General features: G+C 28.9%; 2 protein-coding genes. Both read right to left on the bottom strand.

Translation table 11 applies throughout. The features are described 5' to 3' along the window. Positions 1-663 (bottom strand): metallophosphoesterase (locus GH664_RS22935; protein WP_153170328.1); only part of this gene is annotated, 663 nt, incomplete at its 3' end. Between the two features lie 46 nt (positions 664-709). Continuing rightward, a partial coding sequence (locus GH664_RS22930; RefSeq protein ID WP_194270489.1) for a hypothetical protein occupies positions 710-1019 on the bottom strand: 310 nt, incomplete at its 5' end.

Genomic DNA, 1019 nt, shown 5'->3' with positions numbered 1-1019 from the left:
ATCCAATAATGCTTGTTCTACCTGTTTCTTTTCTTTTTCTGTCATAATATCTAATACTACAAATTCATAATTCTTTTTAAAACTATAACAATTATTCAATCTAGAACAATTGTATCTTCCAGAATTTATATCACTAGATCCATCATGCCAATGTCCATATAAATGATATTTACTCTTTCCAAAGGAGAAAACATCTAGAGCTTCATTACAAAATGGATTATCATGTGTTAGTAGTATATCACATTGTGGTATATCTTCATAAGTATCAAATCTACTAAATGCCCATCTGTCCTCTTGAAATTCAATTGGTTTAATCCAAGGAGATCCGTAGAATTTAACACCTTCATATATATACATTTCATCTATAAGAAATACTAATTTACCTTTAGATAAAATTTGCATATTATCTTTAAAAGAACCCCATTCATTTAATTTATACTTATATTCTAAGTAAAAATCATGATTACCTGGTATAATAATTACCTTCTTACAAGGTAATTTATCTACCCACTTTATGAATTTTGTTTCCCACCAATGTTTAGATGCTTCAATATTTCTTTGAGCATTTAATGTTACTATATCACCACATATACATAGTACATCACACTCAGGTATATTCTCAATGAGATTACCATGTATATCACTTATACCGCATATTTTCATGTTTATATAAGTTAAAAGGCTAGAATATATCTAGCCTTATTTGTTCTCACGCTGCATTACAACATTCACAATCGTCATATACATCATTACATTCGTCACAGTCATCACATTCATCATCGTATTCTACAGTATCACTAACTTTAGTTGGTATGTTTTCAGTAGAGATATTCATAATGTTTATAATTTCCTGAAGGCTAATGTCTTCATCTTCTAGCATTTTGACTTCACTCATGAAAGAAACAATGTTATCCATAGAAAGCAGTTTAATATTTTCTTTACAGAATTTTACCACTTCTTCTTTGTTCTTAATACCAAAATCATCAGCTAGCATAGGTAAGAATGCAGCATTTTCATCA

This window comes from Thauera sp. 2A1 (assembly GCF_009469595.2).
Taxonomy (GTDB): Bacteria; Pseudomonadota; Gammaproteobacteria; order Burkholderiales; family Rhodocyclaceae; genus Thauera.
The sequence above is the reverse complement of the archived record's forward strand: the minus strand, read 5'-3'. Positions and strand labels throughout refer to the sequence as shown.